This window comes from Vreelandella sp. V005 (assembly GCF_052645115.1).
Genome location: NZ_JBQXYA010000002.1, coordinates 213,017 through 229,083, shown reverse-complemented (window position 1 = coordinate 229,083; position 16,067 = coordinate 213,017). Strand labels below are relative to the sequence as shown.

At 55.5% G+C, this 16,067-nt stretch carries 13 protein-coding genes; 3 read left to right on the top strand and 10 right to left on the bottom strand.

Features of this window, described 5'->3' with window-relative positions; genetic code table 11:
• Nucleotides 1-203: 203 nt before the first annotated feature.
• Nucleotides 204-1,895, top strand: a complete 1,692-nt coding sequence (locus ACUN8H_RS06315; protein ID WP_445531297.1) for an L-lactate permease — start codon at nt 204-206, stop codon at nt 1,893-1,895.
• Between the two features lie 96 nt (nt 1,896-1,991).
• Here ACUN8H_RS06315 and ACUN8H_RS06310 read toward each other — a convergent pair whose 3' ends face one another.
• From ACUN8H_RS06310 to ACUN8H_RS06270, 9 genes are all read right to left on the bottom strand, one after another.
• The gene (locus ACUN8H_RS06310) at nt 1,992-2,516 is read right to left on the bottom strand and encodes a gamma carbonic anhydrase family protein (RefSeq protein ID WP_445531296.1); all 525 of its coding nucleotides are present in this window, start codon (nt 2,514-2,516) and stop codon (nt 1,992-1,994) included.
• 34 nt (nt 2,517-2,550) lie between these two features.
• Nucleotides 2,551-5,553, bottom strand: a complete 3,003-nt coding sequence (locus ACUN8H_RS06305; protein ID WP_445531295.1) for an FAD-binding and (Fe-S)-binding domain-containing protein — start codon at nt 5,551-5,553, stop codon at nt 2,551-2,553.
• Nucleotides 5,554-5,571: 18 nt separating this feature from the next.
• On the bottom strand, nt 5,572-6,783 hold the full coding sequence (locus ACUN8H_RS06300; RefSeq protein ID WP_445531294.1) for a pyridoxal-phosphate-dependent aminotransferase family protein: 1,212 nt from the start codon (nt 6,781-6,783) through the stop codon (nt 5,572-5,574).
• Nucleotides 6,784-6,893: 110 nt separating this feature from the next.
• The gene (locus tag ACUN8H_RS06295; RefSeq protein ID WP_445531293.1) at nt 6,894-8,081 is read right to left on the bottom strand and encodes a CaiB/BaiF CoA transferase family protein; all 1,188 of its coding nucleotides are present in this window, start codon (nt 8,079-8,081) and stop codon (nt 6,894-6,896) included.
• 42 nt (nt 8,082-8,123) lie between these two features.
• Nucleotides 8,124-8,930 carry an enoyl-CoA hydratase gene (locus ACUN8H_RS06290; RefSeq protein WP_445531292.1) on the bottom strand — a complete coding sequence of 269 codons (807 nt, stop codon included), beginning with the start codon at nt 8,928-8,930 and terminating at the stop codon, nt 8,124-8,126.
• Nucleotides 8,931-8,954: 24 nt separating this feature from the next.
• The gene (locus ACUN8H_RS06285; RefSeq protein WP_445531291.1) at nt 8,955-10,238 is read right to left on the bottom strand and encodes a TRAP transporter large permease; all 1,284 of its coding nucleotides are present in this window, start codon (nt 10,236-10,238) and stop codon (nt 8,955-8,957) included.
• A 9-nt stretch (nt 10,239-10,247) separates the two neighbouring features.
• The gene (locus ACUN8H_RS06280) at nt 10,248-10,808 is read right to left on the bottom strand and encodes a TRAP transporter small permease (RefSeq protein ID WP_445531290.1); all 561 of its coding nucleotides are present in this window, start codon (nt 10,806-10,808) and stop codon (nt 10,248-10,250) included.
• A 66-nt stretch (nt 10,809-10,874) separates the two neighbouring features.
• Nucleotides 10,875-11,852, bottom strand: coding sequence for a TRAP transporter substrate-binding protein (locus ACUN8H_RS06275; RefSeq protein WP_445531289.1), 978 nt, complete (start codon nt 11,850-11,852; stop codon nt 10,875-10,877).
• Nucleotides 11,853-12,161: 309 nt separating this feature from the next.
• Nucleotides 12,162-12,626: a GlcG/HbpS family heme-binding protein gene (locus tag ACUN8H_RS06270; RefSeq protein WP_445531288.1), complete on the bottom strand. Its 465-nt coding sequence runs from the start codon at nt 12,624-12,626 to the stop codon at nt 12,162-12,164.
• A 243-nt stretch (nt 12,627-12,869) separates the two neighbouring features.
• Here ACUN8H_RS06270 and ACUN8H_RS06265 point away from each other — a divergent pair, with 243 nt between their 5' ends.
• The gene (locus ACUN8H_RS06265) at nt 12,870-13,553 is read left to right on the top strand and encodes a GntR family transcriptional regulator (RefSeq protein WP_445531287.1); all 684 of its coding nucleotides are present in this window, start codon (nt 12,870-12,872) and stop codon (nt 13,551-13,553) included.
• Nucleotides 13,554-13,558: 5 nt separating this feature from the next.
• On the opposite strand, the gene glcC is transcribed toward ACUN8H_RS06265, so the two are convergent.
• Nucleotides 13,559-14,338, bottom strand: coding sequence for a transcriptional regulator GlcC (gene glcC, locus ACUN8H_RS06260; protein ID WP_445531286.1), 780 nt, complete (start codon nt 14,336-14,338; stop codon nt 13,559-13,561).
• A gap of 216 nt (nt 14,339-14,554) precedes the next feature.
• On the opposite strand from glcC, the gene glcD reads away from it, so the two are divergent.
• Nucleotides 14,555-16,054, top strand: coding sequence for a glycolate oxidase subunit GlcD (gene glcD, locus ACUN8H_RS06255; RefSeq protein WP_445531285.1), 1,500 nt, complete (start codon nt 14,555-14,557; stop codon nt 16,052-16,054).
• Nucleotides 16,055-16,067: the final 13 nt, after the last annotated feature.

Sequence of the window (16,067 nt, the reverse complement as noted above, 5' to 3'; positions counted from 1 at the left end):
AAAACTCTTTAAATACAACCAATTGTAGCAAAAAAATAACGCGGACTGGTGTGTAAAACAGGCGTTGCACTGGTAAGACCAATTTTCCAATGTAGTCATCTTGTTAGCCTAAACGTATCTTTCACCTACACCCGACTGGCGATACAAATGTCAGACGGTTATTCCGGAGCATACCAAATTAATAACAAGGGGCAGTTCCTTCCATGAATGAAACGATACTTGCACTTTTGGCCTTCCTGCCGCTGTTGCTTGCCGGTATTTTACTTATCGGGTTTAAAATACCTGCCAAAATAGCGATGCCTATCGTCTTCCTGACCGCCGCCATTATCGGCTTAACCGTTTGGGATATGTCGTTTAGCCGTGTCGCGGCCTCCACGATTCAAGGCTTGATCCAAACCGCTGGCCTGTTATGGATTATCTTTGGTGCCATCCTGCTGCTTAATACGCTTAAGCACTCGGGCGGCATTACGGCTATCCGTAACGGCTTCTCCGGCATCAGCCCTGACCGCCGCGTCCAGGCGTTGATCGTTGCCTGGCTGTTCGGTTGCTTTATCGAAGGCGCCTCAGGCTTCGGTACGCCAGCGGCAGTAGCGGCGCCGCTAATGGTGGCACTTGGCTTCCCCGCGCTTGCGGCGGTAGTCGTGGGCATGATGATCCAATCAACGCCGGTTTCTTTCGGTGCGGTGGGTACGCCTATCGTCGTCGGCGTCGGTAGCGGTGTTGATCGCGCGGGCATCACGGCTCAGCTGGACTCAGTCGGCTCAAGCTGGGACGTGTTCTTCCAGCTCATCACCAGTGAAGTGGCGATTACGCACGGTATCGTGGGTATTTTGATGCCGCTGATTCTTGTCACCGTGATGGTGCGTTTCTTCGGGGCTAACCGTTCATGGAAAGAAGGGCTGTCGATTACGCCTTTCGCCATTTTTACCGGCATCTGCTTTGTCGTGCCTTACATGCTGGTGGGCGTATTGTTGGGGCCCGAATTCCCCTCGATGATTGGCGCGATGGTCGGCCTGGCAATTGTAGTGCCTGCGGCCAAACGTGGCTTCCTGCTCCCTAAAGACACCTGGGACTTCCCTGACGAGAAGGCATGGCCAGACGAGTGGATCGGCAACCTGCAAATCAAGCTTGATGATGTGGTAGGCAGAGCGCCAATGTCCACTTTCAAAGGCTGGGTGCCCTACGTACTGCTGGCGCTGTTCCTGGTGGCTTCACGCACTATCGAACCGCTGCGTGCTGCGCTGACCTCGATCAACCTGAGCTGGACCAATATTCTCGGTGAAGCGGGCATTAGCGGTGGCGTGCAGCCTCTGTACCTGCCGGGCGGTATCATTCTGGCGGTAGTTCTCGTGACCTACTTCCTGCACCGCATGAATCCGCAAAAAATCAGTGCCGCGGTATCGGAATCCACCAAAACCATTTTTGGCGCGGGCTTTGTATTGATCTTTACCGTTCCAATGGTGCGCATCTTGATCAACTCCGGCGTTAACGGTGCGGATCTGGTATCGATGCCGGTCATGATGGCCCAGGCGGTGGCCGATAGCGTGGGCGGTATTTATCCGTTCTTTGCACCCGCCGTCGGGGCGATGGGCGCCTTCATTGCAGGCTCCAACACGGTCTCCAACCTGATGCTGGCAGAATTCCAGTTTAGCGTTGCGGAAACGCTGGGCCTATCCACGGCCATGATGATTGCTCTTCAGGCAGTCGGTGCGGCGGCGGGTAATATGATCGCTATCCACAACGTGGTCGCAGCGTCCGCCACGGTAGGCCTGCTCGGTCGTGAAGGGGCAACTATCCGTAAAACGATTCTGCCCACGCTCTACTACCTCGTCTTTACCGGCATCATCGCCCTCATCGCGTTCTACGTGATTGGAGTGACCGATCCGTTAATGTGAGCATGGAGTAGCTCTGGCTGTAATAACGACGCTAGAAACGCAAACCCCCAGGCCTAGGCCTGGGGGTTTGCTATTTAGCACCACTGGTTTTACACGTTAATCGATACGCTTTAGCTGCTGGCGATGGAGTTTGCCGCGTTCAACATAGCTTTGAGCGTTCTTCTTGAGCCCCGCCACGACTTCTTCGGAAAGCTCGCGCACGACCTTGGCAGGCGAGCCAACGATCAATGAATTAGCCGGAAATACCGCGCCCTCCTTTATAAAGGCACCGGCACCTACCAGGCTGTTCTCACCAATCACAGCGCCATTGAGCACCACGGCTTGAATGCCGATTAAGCAGCCGTCACCGATCGTGCAGCCATGCAGCATCGCCTGGTGCCCCACCGTTACGCCTCTACCCACCTTGAGTGGAAAGCCTGGGTCAGCGTGCAGCACGGCGCCATCCTGGATATTGCTCTCTTCGCCTATCTCAAGGTGGTCGGTATCACCGCGTAGCACGGCTTGATACCAGACACTTGAGCGCGCCTTCAGAGTGACTTGGCCGATCACATCGGCCGTTTCCGCAATGTAGACGTCGTCGTGAACCGCTGGGCGATGCTCTCCGTATTGGTAAAGTGCCACGTTACCCTCCTGGGTTGTTATTGGTGTTAAGCGTTCAGGCTAGCGCTTGTTCCAGCAATCGGGCAACGTGAATCGCTTCACGCCCACTGCCATCGTGAATCTGGTGGCGACAGCTAGTACCATCGGCAATCAATACAGCGTTGCTATCCGCATTGCGAATCGCCGGTAATAGCGAGAGTTCCGCCATTTTCAGCGAAGCGTCGTAGTGCTCCGCTTCATAGCCGAAGCTACCCGCCATGCCACAACAGGAGGACTCGATAGTCTCGACGGTGAGGTCAGGAATCCAGCCTAGCACCTGCTCAACCGGGCGCAGCGCATCGAAGGCTTTTTGATGGCAGTGGCCGTGCAGCATCGCCCGCTCGTAGTTCAGCGGCTTGAGTTCGAGAGGCAGTTGATCTTCGGCACGCGCCTTAACCAAAAACTCCTCAAACAGAAAAGCCGATGAAGACAGCGCCTTCGCCTCTTCGCCAAAACCGTACTGCAGAAATTCATCGCGCATGCTGAGCAGGCAGGAGGGTTCTAACCCAACGATCGCCACACCGCGCTCGACAAACGGCATCAGATGCTCAAGAGTGCGTTTGGCCTCGGCCTTGGCTTTATCAAACTGACCCGAAGAGAGGTAAGTGCGCCCACAGCAGAGTGGCCGCTGCCCTTTGGTCACATTGAGATGCACACGGTAGCCCGCGGCTTCCAGCACCCGCTTGGCGGCTTTGGCGTTATCGCCTTCCATGTAGTTATTGAAGGTATCCACAAACAACAGCACTTCCCGCTCAGAAGTGACCGGCTGGCTAGACGCATCGGCGCTGGCGAGAAAATTACCGTTGAACACCGGTAGCGAGCGCTGGGGTGCCAGCTTTAACGCCTGCTTGATCTGTTTAGCCAGAAACGGCACGCGCTCTACGCCGTTAACCAGCGTGGAAAATTTGCTGGCCCAGGGCGCGTAGCGCGGCATTTCGCCGACCATACGATCACGCAGCGATAATCCGTTAACGCGGGCGCGCGCGGTGCGGGCTTCAATCTTGAACTTCGCCATATCGACGCCGGTGGGGCAATCCCGCTTGCAACCCTTGCACGATACACAAAGATCCAGCGCCTCTTTCACATCATCACTGGCCAGCCCTTCATCGCCCAACTGACCTGAGAGCACTAAGCGCAAGGTGTTAGCGCGGCCGCGGGTCAGATGCTGCTCCTCTTTGGTCACGCGGAAACTGGGGCACATGGTGCCCGCATCAAACTTACGGCAGTGGCCGTTGTTGTTGCACATCTCGACCGCCATGGCCAAGCCATGGGTGGCATCGCCGCCGGTACCGGGGGCCGATTGCTCACCGGTGAGCGGGTCGCGCTTCACGTTCCAGGCGGACCAGTCGAAGACCGGTGTGAGCGGGATCGTGGTATAGCTCTTGGGAAAGCGGAAATAGCGCTCGTCATCCATTTTAGGGGTATCGACGATCTTGCCCGGATTGAACAAGTTCTCCGGGTCAAACAACTGCTTAATTTCGCGGAAAGCGTTATTAATGGTTTCACCAAACTGCCACGCCACCCACTCGCCGCGGCAGATACCGTCGCCATGTTCGCCGGAGTAGGCGCCTTTGTATTCGCGCACTAACGCGGAGGCCAGCTCGGCGATTTCGCGCATTTTCTCTGCGCCATCCCGGCGCATATCGAGGATCGGCCGCACGTGCAGCGTGCCGACACCGGCGTGGGCGTACCAGGTACCTTCAGTGCCGTAGCGGTTGAATACCTCGGTGAGCTTATCAGTGTACTCGGCTAGGTGTTCTAGCGGCACCGCGCAATCTTCAATAAAGGAGACCGGCTTACCGTCGCCCTTCATACTCATCATGATATTGAGCCCGGCTTTACGCACGTTCCACAGCGCTTTCTGCTCGGCAGCTGCGGGCATATCCACCACGCTGCCCGGCAGGCCTAAATCGCCCATGAGCTCATTAAGCCCGCGCAGCGCTTCAAGCTGTTTGGCGTGATCGTGCCCGGCAAACTCCACCAGCAAAATGGCTTCAGGCTTGCCGATCAGCGCTTTCTCAATGACCGGTCGGAACGCCGGGTTCTCAAGCGATAGCTCGATCATAGTGCGGTCAACCAGCTCCACCGCCGTGGGGCCGAGCTTGACGATATGCTGGGTGAAATCCATGGCCTGATAAAAGGTCGGAAAGTTAACCACGCCCAGCACCTTCTGCTCGGGCAGCGGGGAAAGCCTTAGCTTAATACGCTGGCTTACCCCGAGCGTGCCTTCCGAGCCCACTAGCAGATGGGCCAGGTTGGCGCGACCGTCCAGGTCGTAGGGCATCGGGTTCTGGCAATCGAACAGATCCAGATTATAGCCACCCACCCGGCGCAGCACTTTGGGAAAGTGGTCGCGAATTTCCGGGCCTACACGCTCCGCAATCGCCCTCACCTGCTGAGCAAGGCGCTGCTCCTGCGAGCCTTCCGCGAAGCGGTCAACGAAACCAAAGCTTGCCGCGCTGCCGTCAGCCAGTAGCGCATCCACACCCAGCACGTTGTGCACCATGTTGCCGTAGTAGATCGACCGCGACCCACAAGAGTTGTTGCCCGCCATCCCGCCGATGGTGCACTGGGCGCTGGTGGATACATCCACCGGGTACCAGAGCCCGTGAGGTTTGAGCCAGGCGTTGAGATGATCGAGCACAATGCCGGGCTCGACCACCACGGTGCGCGCCTCGGCATCGAACTCAACCACTTGATTGAGCCAACGGGTGGTGTCGATCACCAGCGCTTCGCCGACGGTTTGGCCACACTGGCTGGTACCCGCGCCGCGGGCCAAAACCGGCACGTTGGCATCACGGGCAATATCCAGGGCAATTCTCAGATCTTCCTGATGGCGCGGGATGACCACGCCTACCGGGGTCACTTGATAAATAGAAGCATCGGTTGAATAACGCCCCCGAGTGGCCCGATCAAACAGCACCTCACCGGCCATCTCTCGGGATAACCGCTCGGCTAATTCGCCGAGCGGTTTAATCTTGGCATCACGGGACGGGTGTTGGTTCTTCAGAGACGTCATGTGGCTCTCCCCCGTCGTTTAGCGCTCGCCTGCGTTAAGCGGGTTGGCGGCAAAGTAGTCCAAAGCAGCCGTCACGCCGCTGCCTTTGAGATTAACGCCGGAAAGCTTCATGCCTGCTTCACAGCCGCCCAGGGTGGCGATCAGCGTCAGATCGTTGCAGTCGCCCAAATGGCCGATGCGGAACATCTTGCCCTTGGCCTTGCCCAGCCCCATGCCCAGGGAAAGGTCGAAACGCTCATAGATGATTTTGCGCACCGCATCCGCGTCCACGCCTTCCGGCATCACCACACCGGTGAGTACCGGCGAGTAAACCGAGGGGTCTTGGCATTGAATCTCCAACCCCCACGCCTCTACCGCCGCGCGCACACCGGCTGCCCAGCGCTGATGGCGGGCCAACACATGATCCATGCCTTCATCCAGCAGCATATCCAGCGCTTCATTGAGGCCATAAAGCAGGTTCGTGCTGGGCGTGTAGGGCCAGTAGCCGTTCTTGTTGGCTTCTAAAATTTCATCCCAAGCCCAGAAGCTTTTCGGCAGTTTCGCCTGTTTGCTGACTTCGATGGCTTTGGGAGAGAGCGCGTTAAAGCTGATGCCTGGCGGCAGCATCAGGCCTTTCTGCGAGCCAGAAACGGTGACATCGACGCCCCACTCATCGTGGCGATAGTCAGCGCTGGCCAAGCCGGAAATGGTATCAACAATCAGCAGCGCGGGGTGGCCGGCGGCATCGATGGCTTTACGCACCGCGGCGATATCGCTGGTGACACCGGTCGAGGTTTCGTTGTGTACTACACAGACAGCCTTCAGCTCGTGATTGGTATCCTCTTTCAGGCGTGCTTCGATCATGTTGGCCTGAACGCCATGGCGCCAGCCTTCGTAGCCCGGCAAGCCCAGAAACTCAGGCTGAATATCTAACCGTAGGGCCATCTTGTGCCACAGCGTAGCGAAGTGGCCGGTCTCGAACATTAGCACCTTGTCGCCCGGTGACATGGTATTGGCCAAGGCGGCTTCCCAGGCACCGGTGCCCGACGCGGGGTAGATAATCACCGGGTTCTCGGTTTTAAAGATTTTTTGAATTTTGCTCAGCAGTTCAAGGCCGAGCGCGCCAAACTCAGGCCCGCGATGGTCGATCGTGGGCAGGCTCATCGCCCGTAAAATACGGTCTGGCACCGGTGAAGGCCCAGGAATTTGTAAGAAATGACGGCCGGATGGGTGGAAATTAAGCTTCAACATGGTGGTTTCCTATTCTTGTTGTACGACGAATAGCGCTGTGTCGCTAAATGTTCGGAGTACGGTTCCAAGCAAAATGGATAATGAATGCAATTTGGTTTATTAAAAAGACGCTACTTAATGCATCCCTCTGCCCGTAAAGCGTCAAGCTCTTCTTCCGAAAACCCTAAACTATCCAATACTTCATTGGTGTGCTGAGCAAATAGCGGCGCCGGGCTGCGAATTTGCGACGGGGTCTCAGAGAACTTACTTGGGAAACCGATGGTTTTCATTTTGCCCATGACCGGGTGCTCCATTTCTTGCACCATGCCCCGCGCCAGGTAGTGCTCATCCTGCATGGCTTGGGCAAAATCGTTGATCGGCCCGGCAGGTACCCCCGCGCTGTCACAGAGCACTAGCCACTCATCCACCGTTTGATCCGCCATGAGCTCTTCGAGCAGTGCTTCCAGCTCTTCAACATGCTGTCCACGATCCTGATTGGTAATGAAGCGAGGATCCTGCATGAGCTCTTCGCGCTTAAGTACATCCTGACAGAAGCGTTCCCAGGTGCGCTGATTGGCACAGCCGAGCATCAAATAGCCATCGCTGGCTTTAACGGCTTGATAAGGCGCAGAAACACGATGCCGCCAGCCCGTTGGCCCCGGCACGGTACCTTCAGAGAAGTACGCTGCCGCTTCCCAGGTAAACCAGGGCAGGCCGCATTCGGTGATGGCAATATCGATATGTTGCCCCGCGCCGGTTTTCATCTTGTGAATACACGCCGCCAAAATCGAGTAGACCGCTGTCAGCCCACCGCCTATGTCGTAAACCGCAATACCGGTTTTAAGCGGGCGCCTGCCCTCCTCACCAGTCATCGACATCAAGCCGGTCATGCCTTGCGCGACCAGATCAAAGCCCCCTTTGTGACTATAGGGGCCGGTTTGCCCGTAGCCGGAAATAGAGCAGTAGACGATGCCGGGATTGATTGCCTTGATGGTGTCGTAGTCAATCGACAGTGACTTGGTGACGCCAGGGCGATAGTTCTCAACGATCACATCGGCATCCGCCGCCAGCCGATAGAATATCTGCTTCGCCCGTTCATCCTTGAGATTGAGCGATATGCTTTTTTTATTGCGGTTAATCTGTGAAAAACAGGTCGACTCGCCGTTCACGTAAGGCCCCATTTGGCGACTGTCGTCTCCGCCATTGAGCTTCTCGACTTTAATGACGTCGGCACCCATGTCGGCCAGCACCATGGTGCAGTAGGGGCCGGCCATGATCTGCGACACATCTAGCACTTTTATATCTTGTAGGGGAAGCATGCGCTCTCCTCCTAGTTAGTAGTGTTACGCTCTGCCTAACCGTTAGTGGCCAGACCACTCGAACGGAGTTTTATTGACGAATTTATCCACCGCTGCCGCAAAATCCCGGCTCATATAGCAGGTGGTCACCCAGTCATCGCTGGCATCGGCTGGGAGTCTTCGCTGTTCTAGCGCCCGGCCAATCAGCGCCTTGCTGGCTTGAAGCGTTAAAGGCGCCCGCTTGGCAAAGGCTTCCGCTAACGCCGCCACTTCGCTGTAAATCGACTCCGCATCAAACAGCTGGTTTATCAAACCAGAAGCGTGGGCTTCGTCAGCGCTAAATAGGCGCGCCATCATCAGCGCTTCTTTGGTCCGCGCCACCCCGACCATGTCGATCATGCGCGACACGTTATTGATCGAGAGCGTATTGCCTAAGGTTTTGGCAATCGGCACCCCAAACTTCAATGATGGCGTGGCGTAGCGAAAATCACATACCAGGGCCAGCGCCGCGCCGCCGCCCACGCAGGCGCCTTCGATGAGCGCCAGCGTTGGCTTGGGAAAGGCTTCCAGCTTACCCACCACGCGATCGATGCGCCGCTCGTAGTCGATCGCATCATTAGGTTGTGTGAACCCTGCAAACTGGCTGATATCGGTACCGGCAACAAAGGCTTCGCCGCCGACGCCGTGTAACACCACGGCATATACGGCGTCGTCTTCTGCCAACTGATCGCACTGCTTTTCCACCGCGTCGTACATTTCCCAGGTCATGGCGTTACGACTCTGGGGACGGTTAAAACCAATCCAAGCCACGCCATTGCGTACGTCATAAGTGACGCTGTCGATTTGCTGTCGTTTGTCTGTGTTGTTCATAAGCTTCTCCTGGATAGCGGGTACTTAGCCATAAACAAAGTTGACTAATGCCAGCGCAAACGCGGGGATGTAGGTATTAATCATTAACACAGCGAACAGGACGGCGATAAACCACAGATTGGTTTTAGACGTGGCCCATACATCTGACTTGGCGATTGAACAAGACGCAATTAGGACACTGGCCACCGGCGGTGTTTGCTGACCGATTGCGAGGTTCAGCGTCACGATCAAACCGAAGTGTAGAGGGTCAATACCTACCTCTATTACCAGCGGCAACACGATGGGCACCACCAGAATGATCGCCGCTGCTGAGTGCAGGAAAATCCCCAAAATCAAGAAAATGACATTGAGCAGTGCCAAAATAAGATATTTATTGTTGGTTAGCTCGCTGATTTGCATGGCGATTTCTTGAGGCACACGGGTCTCAGTAAGGTAGCCACCTACCACTGCGGATGCCGCCACCAGCAGCATCACCACCGCGGTTTGTACGCCAGCACTTTTACAAGAATCAATGAAGTTCTTGATGGTGAACTCGCGATACACCACTGCACTGATAAAGATGGCGACACACACCGCCAGCGCCGCGCCTTCAGTCGCGGTGACAAAGCCACCAAAGATACCGCCCAGAATAATGACGGGAATCAACAGCGCCCAAATGGCTTCCTTAAAGGCCGTCCATAGCTGCGAAACCCGGAAGCTGCCTTCAGAGGGGAAGTTATTCTTGCGTGCCAAGTAGTAGCACATCGCGGCTAAGCCCATCGCGCCCAACAAGCCTGGCAAAATACCCGCCACAAACATCTGTACGACCGACTCGCCCGACATCACCGCATAAAGAATCATCGGGATCGACGGCGGGAGAATGATCGCAAGGCTTGCCGCAGAGGAGGAGATAGAGGCCGCAAACTCTTTTGAGTAGCCTTTTTTGCGCATGGCGGGGATCAAAATACTGCCGATTGCCGAGACACCGGCTACTGCCGACCCCGATATTTCAGCAAAAAATACCGATGCCCCAATAGTGACCATGGCTAGGCCACCTTTGATAAACCCCACCATGGCCATGGCCAGGTCAATCAAGCGCCGCGATATGCTCGAGGCGTTCATAATCGCACCCGCTAAAATAAACAGCGGTATGGCAATGAGCGGAAAATTGGTCGCGCCTTCAAACATGGTCATGCCCACCGTAGGCATCGCCATGTTGCCGTATGTCATAAAGGTGGCAATCGTTCCTACCAGCGCCAAAGCAACCGCCACCGGCACGTTAATCAGAATAAGGACTATTAGTGCTAAAAATATATACAGTATGACCATGGTAGTTACTTATCCTCGCTGATGCGTGCTGACGGTGGCGACTTCTTCCGCGTCGATACCGGCTTCTTCAAGCTCATGGTCAATAAAGCCTCTACCGCGCGCGCTTTTGAGCACGTCAGGCAGCCGCAACAGTTCAGCGATAATGAACAGTACGGAGGCAACGGGAATCGCAGAATGCACCAACTGCATCGAAACTTCGGGAAGGCTGACCATACCGACGTTTTCGAGAATCAACATGACTTGGTAGCTGGCAAGGCCCAAGAAAATGAAGAAACCAATCGTGATGGCTTCAGCTAACAGCGCGATCGGCACCCGAATGGCGGGAGGACACATGTTTAATACGCTTGGACAGGTAATGTGCGCGCCCTTGGCTGCGGCTAAAGCCGTGCCGTAGTAGGTCACCCAGGCGAGCAACGCGGCGGCCAGCTCGTCGTACCAGCTTAACGGTGAGCCCAAGTAGCGGGTCACAAAGCCGAGCGTGACGACAGCGGCAAGCGCAATGACCAGAAAGACCACGATGCCTTCAAGAAACGCAAAATAGGCGTTCTTGAACTTTGTAAAAGTACTCATTAAGACCTCCGAAAGACGAGGCGCACCGCTCTATGGCGACGCACCTCTATGAGAATGGCGCTTGGCTTACTCGCGCAGAGCAGCGACGGCGTCAATCATTTCCTGGCCACCATCCACTTCGTCAGCAAACTTGCTGTAAATGGTCTCAGAGGCCTCAACAAAGGCATCGAAGTCGACTTCATTCACTTCCATGCCTTCATCGCGCATTTTCACCAGGGTTTCATCATCCAGTCGCTGGCCTTCCTCTAGCACGAAGTCCTCCATTTCGACGGCGACTTCTTCAAGCACCTGCTGCACTTCTTCAGGTAGGCGACTCCAGCTGGCACCGGCGGTCAGGTAAGCCGGGGTGTAAACGTGGTTGGAGATGGAAAGGTAGTCTTGTACTTCATGAAAACGTGAAGAGTAGGTTTGAATGAAGGGGTTTTCCTGGCCGTCCATTGCGCCTGTTTGCAGGGCAACAAACACTTCAGACAGGGACATTGGCGAAGGTGCCGCGCCGTAGCTACGGAACATATCGATACGCCATGTACCGCCAGGGACGCGCAGTTTTATGCCATCAAGATCCTCAGGCGTAACGATCGGACGTACGTTGTTGGTGATTTGGCGGAAACCGTTTTCCCACACGCCGATGATCTTGAAACCGCGCGCTTCCGCGGCGTCGTATAGCGGACCACGGACGATCTCTTCACGCACGCGTTTCATATGTTCGCGGTTTTGGATCAAGTAGGGCATTTCAAACAACGCAAACTCAGCGGATTCAGAACTCATCACTGTCGAAGGCAGCGAGAGGTCTAAAGACCCTAACCGCAGGCGACGCATCATTGATTCGTCACCACCTAGTTGGCTATTGCCAAAAACGCTTACTTCCGCCACGCCTTCCAAACGTTCGTTGGCAAGTTCGGCAAAGCGATTCGCAGAAATTTCAAACAGTGATCCAGGACCACCCACATGGCCAAGACGAACTTCCGTCTGAGCGTTGGCGGTGGCGGCCTGCAAGCCAAACGACACAACGGCCGTAACGAGTGCTGTTTTGAGCAATTTCATAGTGAACTCCAGGTGAAACATTTGTTGTTTTTAGCAATGTCACCACCGTTGCTCGGGCATCCGGTGGCACCTGCAAAAGGCGTCACATGAGCCGGCCTGCTTATTATTGAAAGGCGCAGACTCTCGATCATCCTCCACATCAATTTGAATTCAAAATTCAAAATTAGGTATTAAACTTTCGTCTCGTCACAAAATAAGCGCCGCAACAGCTTGTTTATTAAGGAACAAAAAAAGCCATCAGGATAAAAAAAACGGGCAGTGACTTTATTAGCCACCTGCCCGCCTGGGGTTGATGAAGTTCCGGCTACCTTACTCGCCTGGTTCAAGCCCCCACTCAAGCCCTGCCCGCTCAATACCGACAATCGCGGCCTGCTGATCCTCGTCTGATGACGCGCCGCTTATCCCCACCGCCCCAATGACACAGTGCTGTTTATTGAGGATGGGCACGCCACCTGCCACCGCTACAAAATGTCCCTGGGAAGCCGCCGCCACACTGGCAACAAACGCCGTGCGCTCGGCATTACGGGCGCCACTTACCCCGCTGGCAACACCGATGCCCAACGAAGCATAGGCTTTTCCTTGCGCAACCGGAAACCGCAATGGCGCGCAGCCATCTTCACGCTCTGCGGCGACCACATGGCCACCGCCGTCTAGCACGATGATGGTTAATGGCGGCAATTTTGCTTCGCGCGCCTGCGCCATGGCACCATCGATGATCTTCCTGCCCTCTTCTCGAGTGAGCTGTACGCTGCAGTGAAATACTTGTCCGGCCATAAGGGTTACCCTTTTTGTTGTCAGTGCGTTGTCTTGGTAAGTGCGGGGTCTTGGTCAGCAAACGTCGTCGTAGATAACGATGGTGGACTAAAGCGCCACCAAAGGAATATTGAATTCATAATTACTTTTGCAGATCATATCAACAATAGCCACTATACGAAGATGGCATCGTGCTCACATTAAACCAGGTGGTCTGGATAGCTTGGCAAGCAACCAAGCGAGCCGCTGACAAGGAACTTACGAATGACAAAGATCTTGCAACGCAATTTATATCGCGAAGTGGCCGATAGGATTGGCGACCTGATTGAGCACGGCGAGCTTGCACCCGGTGAACGTATTTCTGAAAAGCAGCTGTGTGATCGTTTCGGCGTATCGCGTACGCCGCTGCGCGAAGCGCTGAAAGTACTCGCCACTGAAGGGTTGATTGAGCTGCTGCCCAATCGCGGCGCACGAGTAGTGCGGCTCACCCTGAAAAATGTGAAAGATACCTATGACCTGATGGCCGCACTGGAGGGGTTATCGGGAGAGCTTGCCTGCCAATATATCAGCGACGCGGAAATAGCGGCCATTCGTCAGCTACACGACACGATGCTGGAACACTACCGTAACCGGGATTTAATGCCCTATTTCCAAGTCAATCGGCAAATTCACGAAAGTATTCTGGCGGCGTCCAATAACGATGTATTGCAGGAAATGTATAGCAACTTGAGCCAGCGCGTTAAGCGGGTTCGCTACTCGAAGCAGATGACCGAGCGCTACTGGAGTCAGGCGGTAAAAGACCATGAAAATATGATGGCCGCCCTCGAAAAGCGCGATAGCCAACTACTCGGCCAAATTTTACGTGACCACCTGTGCAATAAGATTGAAGTGGCTACCTTGGCAGGCGTGATTGATACCGCAGACGATAAAAGTGTGGCCAATAGCTAACGTCACTATTGCCACTCTTCAAGACGCATGGAGGAACGCTCCAGCCGATCATGCTCCACTTCCAGATCACGCAGCAGTTGGCTAATGCTGGAGAGATGCTCTAGCGCCACCTGTTTTGCTTGCTCTGCGTCGCCGCTGACAACGGCATCATGCAGTTGGGCATGCTGTTGATTAATCATCGCCCGCGGCACTGGCAAGTGGTAAAGGTGTTTGACCGAAGCGAATACCGAACTCAGCAATAAATCGGTCAGGCTTTGCAGCGTGTGTACCAACACTGGGTTATGCGAGGCCTGGGAAACCGCCAAATGAAAGGCGTGATCAAATCTAGCCAGACGCTCGACATCGATCGGTTCTGCGGTTTCCGCATAGTCGGCCATTTCACGATAACGGCGAGTAATCAGCACACGGTCAGCGGAGGTGCCCCGGCTTGCTGCTAAATGCGCCGACTCCCCTTCTAACAGGGCGCGCACCTCTAACAGATCGAACAGCGTGCGCGGATGATCTCTAAACAAGTGCATAAGGGGGCTTTGCTGATTGACGGGGAGTAGTGTCGCCACCGTCGACCCATGGCCCTGGCGGGTGTCAATAATCCCTTTGCTGCGCAGAATTCTTAACCCCTCGCGTAACGATGCGCGGGAAACGCCTAGCCGATCACACAGCCGCCGTTCCGAAGGGAGCAGCTGGCCGGGGCGAAAAACGCCATCCAGAATAAGACGTTCAAGCCGAGTGGCCACCTGATCCGGCCTACGCTGCCCGGGTGACAAGGCTTGATTCTCTGCTGCCATGCTGACTCTCCTGATAGTCGATATGACCAGCTTGCCAGGACTCGACCCAGTACTAAACAAACAAGGCACCCCTATCGACCAATTACTGGTCAGACCAATGCACCACAGCCTAGACAGACCGATAAAAAAAGCCCAAATTGAGGCCATGTTAGGTGGGCGGCCTATAGACAACTTTTCAGCGTTCGCCTTTAGCGATAATAAACATGGGATGTCGTGATGAATATCCTCTTTGATGAGCGTTTGGACGGCGAATTGGTCCAGCGAGATAAAAGTGAGGTCTTGAGCGACCTGCAGCAAGCGGTTCCCGACATGACGCTGCTGCACCGTGAAGAAGACTTACGCCCTTTCGAATGCGATGGTCTGGCGGCCTATCGCGTACTGCCGATGCTGGTGGCGTTGCCTGACTCCCTGGAACAGGTAAAAGGCCTGCTGGAACGTTGCCATGCGTTGGGCGTGCCCGTGGTCACCCGGGGAGCAGGTACCGGCCTTTCCGGCGGCGCATTGCCGTTGGAGCAAGGCGTGCTACTGGTGATGTCACGCTTTAACCAAATCCTGAGTGTGGATCCTGATGCGCGTATGGCCCGCGTGCAGCCCGGCGTTCGTAATCTGGCGATTTCCGAGGCCGCCGCGCCTTACGGGCTTTATTATGCCCCGGACCCCTCCTCACAAATTGCCTGCTCGATCGGCGGTAACGTGGCTGAAAATGCCGGTGGTGTGCACTGCTTAAAATATGGTCTAACGGTGCATAACGTGATGCGGGTGGACGTGCTCACTATCGAGGGCGAAGCCATGACACTGGGCGCCGAATCTCTCGATGCACCCGGCTTTGACCTATTAGCCCTGATGAATGGCTCCGAGGGCATGCTCGGCGTGGTCACCGAAATTACCGTTAAGCTGTTACCCAAGCCGGAAACCGCCAAGGTACTGATGGCCAGCTTCGACGATGTTGAAAAAGCCGGCCGTGCGGTGGGCGATATCATCGCGGCGGGGATCATTCCTGGTGGCTTGGAAATGATGGACAAACTCGCGATCAAAGCCGCCGAGGATTTTGTCAAAGCGGGCTACCCCCTCAACGCCGAAGCCATTCTGCTCTGCGAGCTGGATGGCGTTGAGGCCGATGTGGACGATGATTGCGATACCGTGCGCCGTGTGCTGGAAAAAGCGGGAGCCACCAATATTCAGCAGGCCCGTGACGAAGCCGAACGCGCAAAGTTCTGGGCAGGGCGTAAGAACGCCTTCCCGGCGGTCGGCCGCATGTCGCCGGACTATTACTGCATGGACGGCACGATTCCACGCCGCGAACTCCCGCGCGTACTGAAAGGCATTGCTGCGCTTTCCGAGGAGAGCGGCCTGGCGGTTGCCAATGTGTTCCACGCTGGCGACGGCAACATGCACCCGCTGATCCTTTTTGATGCCAATAAAGAGGGCCAGTTGGCGCTAGCAGAAGACGTGGGCGGCAAGATTCTTGAGCTCTGTGTGGCGGCAGGCGGTTCGATCACCGGCGAGCACGGTGTCGGGCGTGAAAAAATCAATCAGATGTGCAGCCAGTTCCAGCCGGATGAAATCAGCGTTTTCCATGCCCTGAAAGCGGCATTCGATCCCAAGCGCCTGCTCAATCCTGGTAAGAACATTCCTACCCTGGCGCGCTGCGCAGAGTTTGGCGCCATGCATGTTCACAATAACGAACTGCCGCACCCGGATCTGCCCCGTTTTTAATAGTGACCTAGTC

Excerpts from the sequence above, each read along its gene's own strand:
- ACUN8H_RS06315 (WP_445531297.1), top strand. The coding sequence starts at position 204 with ATGAATGAAACGATACTTGCACTTTTGGCCTTCCTGCCGCTGTTGCTT.
- glcD (WP_445531285.1), top strand. The coding sequence starts at position 14,555 with ATGAATATCCTCTTTGATGAGCGTTTGGACGGCGAATTGGTCCAGCGA.
- ACUN8H_RS06265 (WP_445531287.1), top strand. The coding sequence starts at position 12,870 with ATGACAAAGATCTTGCAACGCAATTTATATCGCGAAGTGGCCGATAGG.
- ACUN8H_RS06300 (WP_445531294.1), bottom strand. The coding sequence starts at position 6,783 with ATGTTGAAGCTTAATTTCCACCCATCCGGCCGTCATTTCTTACAAATT.
- ACUN8H_RS06290 (WP_445531292.1), bottom strand. The coding sequence starts at position 8,930 with ATGAACAACACAGACAAACGACAGCAAATCGACAGCGTCACTTATGAC.
- ACUN8H_RS06275 (WP_445531289.1), bottom strand. The coding sequence starts at position 11,852 with ATGAAATTGCTCAAAACAGCACTCGTTACGGCCGTTGTGTCGTTTGGC.
- glcC (WP_445531286.1), bottom strand. The coding sequence starts at position 14,338 with ATGGCAGCAGAGAATCAAGCCTTGTCACCCGGGCAGCGTAGGCCGGAT.
- ACUN8H_RS06305 (WP_445531295.1), bottom strand. The coding sequence starts at position 5,553 with ATGACGTCTCTGAAGAACCAACACCCGTCCCGTGATGCCAAGATTAAA.
- ACUN8H_RS06280 (WP_445531290.1), bottom strand. The coding sequence starts at position 10,808 with ATGAGTACTTTTACAAAGTTCAAGAACGCCTATTTTGCGTTTCTTGAA.
- ACUN8H_RS06295 (WP_445531293.1), bottom strand. The coding sequence starts at position 8,081 with ATGCTTCCCCTACAAGATATAAAAGTGCTAGATGTGTCGCAGATCATG.
- ACUN8H_RS06270 (WP_445531288.1), bottom strand. The coding sequence starts at position 12,626 with ATGGCCGGACAAGTATTTCACTGCAGCGTACAGCTCACTCGAGAAGAG.
- ACUN8H_RS06285 (WP_445531291.1), bottom strand. The coding sequence starts at position 10,238 with ATGGTCATACTGTATATATTTTTAGCACTAATAGTCCTTATTCTGATT.